At 65.5% G+C, this 3,974-nt stretch carries 4 protein-coding genes and 1 tRNA gene; 2 read left to right on the plus strand and 3 right to left on the minus strand.

Annotated elements, in window-relative coordinates:
* Nucleotides 1–143: LysM peptidoglycan-binding domain-containing protein (locus tag IT350_04785; GenBank protein ID MCC6157347.1), on the plus strand; the 143-nt coding region annotated here is incomplete at its 5' end.
* A gap of 6 nt (nt 144–149) precedes the next feature.
* Nucleotides 150–2,030, plus strand: coding sequence for a peptidoglycan DD-metalloendopeptidase family protein (locus IT350_04790; GenBank protein MCC6157348.1), 1,881 nt, complete (start codon nt 150–152; stop codon nt 2,028–2,030).
* Between the two features lie 15 nt (nt 2,031–2,045).
* On the opposite strand, the gene IT350_04795 is transcribed toward IT350_04790, so the two are convergent.
* The 3 genes from IT350_04795 to IT350_04805 form a co-directional block, all read right to left on the minus strand.
* Nucleotides 2,046–3,464, minus strand: a complete 1,419-nt coding sequence (locus tag IT350_04795) for a transglycosylase SLT domain-containing protein (GenBank protein ID MCC6157349.1) — start codon at nt 3,462–3,464, stop codon at nt 2,046–2,048.
* Nucleotides 3,465–3,637: 173 nt separating this feature from the next.
* Nucleotides 3,638–3,709 (minus strand) — tRNA-Val (locus IT350_04800).
* A 104-nt stretch (nt 3,710–3,813) separates the two neighbouring features.
* Nucleotides 3,814–3,974: hypothetical protein (locus IT350_04805; GenBank protein ID MCC6157350.1), on the minus strand; the 161-nt coding region annotated here is incomplete at its 5' end.

The raw sequence follows: 3,974 nt of genomic DNA on the forward strand, positions 1-3,974 counted from the left end.
ACACGATCTACACGATCGCCAAACGCTTCCGTCTCAACGTCTCCGACGTGTGCGCGTGGAACAGCCTGTCGGCCTCGCAGAAGCTCGAAACGGGCGCCAAGCTGAAGCTGAAGGTGCCGGCCGGCGGCGACTCCCCGGCCTGACGCCGAATGACGCATAAGACTTTTGGAGCGGCCGCGATCATCGGGATCGCGGCCGTTTTGTTTGCCCGCGCGGCGCTCGCGCAATACGTTTTCCCGATCCAAGGACCGAAGATCGTCACGGCAACCGTCGGCGAATACCGCATCGGCCATTACCACGCCGGGCTCGACCTCGGCACCGAGGGGCGCGAGGGCCTGCCCGTCGTCGCGGCCGCGGCGGGGAGCGTGACGCGCCTTCGCGCATCGGCGAACGGCTACGGCAAGGTCATCTACATGGCGCATTCCGGCGGCGTCGAAACCGTCTATGCACACCTGTCCGAGTTCGTACCCGCGCTCGATGCCTTCGCGAAACGCCAGCAGTCGCCGGGGCGATTCGCGTTTTCGCAGACGTTCGGCGCGGGCGGACCCTCGTTCGGCGCGGGTGACGTGATCGGCTATTCGGGCGTCACGGGCACCGACGTTCCCCATCTGCACTTCGAGCTGCGCAAGGGTGGCGTGCCGGTCAACCCGCTTCGCCACGGAATCACGGTCCCCGACACGCAGCCGCCCCTCATCGAAAAGCTCCTCATCGAACCGCTGGCCGCCACAGCCCACGGACAGGGCACGTTCGACCGGACGATCATCCCTTTTGACGCCGGGCAGATCGGCGGTCCCGTCGTCATCGGCGGCGAGGTCGGGCTTGCCGTGCAGGTGACCGACCACATCGATGGCTCGCCGCGCGATCTCGCTCCGTGGACCATCCGGTTCGAGATCGACGGCAAGCCGGTTTACGGAGTGCGTTACGACCGTGCCGACTACGGCGACAAGGCCGTGTCGGAGCTCGATTACCACTACGAACTCAAAGAGACGCGGACCGGAGTCTTTCACCGGCTCTATCGCTACGCGGCGCGGACCTTCGCGATGACGCACGCCGAAGAGGAAGGGCCGCCGGCGCTTGCGCCGGGCGATCACCGCGCGCGAATCGTGGCGAGCGATGCGGCGGGCAATGAATCAACGGCATCATTCGTGTTTCGTGTCGAGAGTCCGCGATCGGCGTCACCGCCCTGCCCGCCTTCGCCCTCGGCCGTCGAGATTCCCGCTTCGGCGACGACGTTTCGCGAGCGCGTGCTTCAATTCGACCTGCCCGGCGCGGATCCCGCAGCCGCCATCGCGATCTCGGCCCGGCTTTCGGAAGGCGGCGCCATTCGCGAGCTGACCGCGACGGGCGCGCGCGGTCGGATCGCCGTCGACGTGCCCGGCCCGGGCGAACTCACCATCGACGCCCGCGCGGGCGAACGCGCGTACCGATTCGCGTCGCGCGTGCAATGGATTCGCGACGGCGCGACAATCGCGTCGCCCGACGCCACGATCACCGTCCCAAAGGGCGCGGTGTTTCGTGAATCGCCGGTGATTGCCGCGGCCGCGCCGTTGCCGCCGGCGGAGGGCATTCGCCCGTCAGGGCGCGCACAGGTCTTCAACCAGCCGTGGCTGCCGCTGCGTGCGCCCGTGCGCGTGCAACTTTCGGGCGACGGCGGAAGCCTGCACCTCATCGACCGCGGGATCTGGTGGTATCTGGACGCCGGCAAGGCGACCACGCATACGCACCTGGGTTCATTCGCGCTCGCATACGATTCCGCCGCGCCGCGCATTGTATCCGTCGCGGCCGAGCCGCTGCGCGGCCGATCCATGATCGTGGCGAAGTGCGAGGATGCGGGGTCGGGTGTCTCGTCCGCGGGGGCGAGAATGTGGATCGACGGCGCGGAGGTGCTCGCGGAACCGCTTCCGGCAATGGGGCAGATTCGGCACATCCCCGAGGGACGAATCGCCCCCGGCCAACACGAGGTTCGCGTGGTCGTGATGGATCGGTCGGGTCAGAGCGCGTCGGGCCGGTTCACCGTCACGGTTCCGTAATCGCCGCGACGCCGCTCACTTCTTCGCGCCGGGGACGATCTTCAGCTTCATCCCGGTCTTGAGGGTATTTCCCTTGATTTTGTTGAGGCGCTTGATCGCAGCGACGGACGTTTTGTACTTCTTTGCAATCCCGCCCAGCGTGTCGCCCTTTTTCACCTTGTAATAGACGACCTTCTGCTTGCCGCCCTTGCCCCCCTGCGACTTGGGCGGTTCGCTGACCTTCGAGATCTCGTCCGGCGCGAGGTAGGCGGACGGGCCGAGCGCGACCAGGGCTTTTTCGAACTCATCCGCGGTTTCGAGCGGGATGTTGATCTGGAAATTCGGGTCGTTGGGCGGCGTGGTCGAACCGAGCAACGCCGGATTGAGTCGCTTGAGTTCGTCGTAGTCGTGACCGGTCTTCTGCGCCAGATCGGAAAGCCGCGCCACGCCGGAAAGCGCGACTTTTTTCACACGCATCGGCTCGCTGGGCTCGACGTAGAAGCCGTTGACCTCCGGATCGCGGGCGATGGTCGCCGCCGCCATGAACTTCGGCACGTAGTCCATCGTCTCGGCGGGCAGCGACAGATTCCAGTAGTTGCGGTCGCCGCCGGCATTCTGGATCGCCCGGGCGACGCACGCCTCGCCGCAGTTGTACGCGGCGAGCGACAGCGCCCAGTCGTCGAACATGTCGTAGAGAAACGCGAGATAGTCGGCCGCGGCGTAGGTCGCGCGGATCGGATCGCGGCGTTCATCGACCCACTCGTCGACGCGCATGCCGTAGCGCCGACCGGTGCTGGGGATGAACTGCCACAGGCCGCACGCGGCGGCCGGGGAGTATGCGTACGGAGAGAACCCCGACTCGATGATCGGCAGATACTTGAGATCCTCGGGCAGGCCGCGCTCGGCGAGCACCGACTCGATCATCTCGAAATAGGTGCCGGAGCGCTCCAGGTATTTCACCATCGATCCGCGACCGTTGGCGAGGTAGTAGTTCGTCCACTTCTCGACGCGCTCGTTGTACTGGATGTCGAGGTCACCTGCGCTCTTGATGTGCGGCAGGGTGATGCCGCGCAGCCGCGCGACGCGCACCAGCGCGACATTCACCTGCAGGAACGCCTGATCGAGTTGCTCCCGATGCTGCTCGCGGCCGTCTTCCTGAACGCGGTCGAGCAGAATGCGCAGCGCGATCCGGTACTGGTGATGCGCCTTGTCGTACTGCTGCTGGCGCAGGTACTGGTCGCCCTTGTGGAGCCGGCCGTGAACGGCGGCGATCGCCTCGGGCGCCGGCAACTCCTTTCGGGAGTCGTCTTCCTCGGGAAGCGGGACGGTTTCATCGAGTTCGTCGACCGGGGGCGTGTCCTTGGCGGTTTTGATGAACTGACAGCCCGCGCCGAACGCGACCACCAGCAGACAGGTCGCGACGATCCGGGCGACGGGGCACGGGAGCCTTCTCATGTGTTCGCTCCGATTCCGAGCGCGCGTCTCACGAGTGTCGGATGGATTTTCCACTCCGACGGGCGCGTTCGGGGTCGATCGGATTGCGCCGACCTCATCCGGACCGGACGGGAGCACGAACCGATGGAAAATATCGCGGCGGCCCGGTTCGAGCCGCCGACCTTCGCGTCAGTTGGGCGGTACAGGATTTGAACCTGTGACTTCCACCGTGTGAAGATGGCACTCTACCGCTGAGTTAACCGCCCCGAATCGACGCCGGAATGTAGAACACGAAACACGAAAAATCAAGCGCTCCGACGACGAAAAAAGCCGGCCCGAAGACCGGCTTTTTTCTTGGAATTCCAATGTGTTAGGGCTCCAGGTCGTCCTGGTCGAGGCCGCCCATCCGGCCGAAGGTAATCGGCACCGTCACGTCGTACGGATTGACGAAGGCGCTGATTGAGTTGCCCTCGAGTTCCGTGAGCGACCAGCCTTCCTGCGTCGGCGAGACCCAGTTGTAGCTGTAGAGCA

The organism is Deltaproteobacteria bacterium (assembly GCA_020845895.1).
GTDB lineage: Bacteria > Lernaellota > Lernaellaia > JACKCT01 > JACKCT01 > JADLEX01.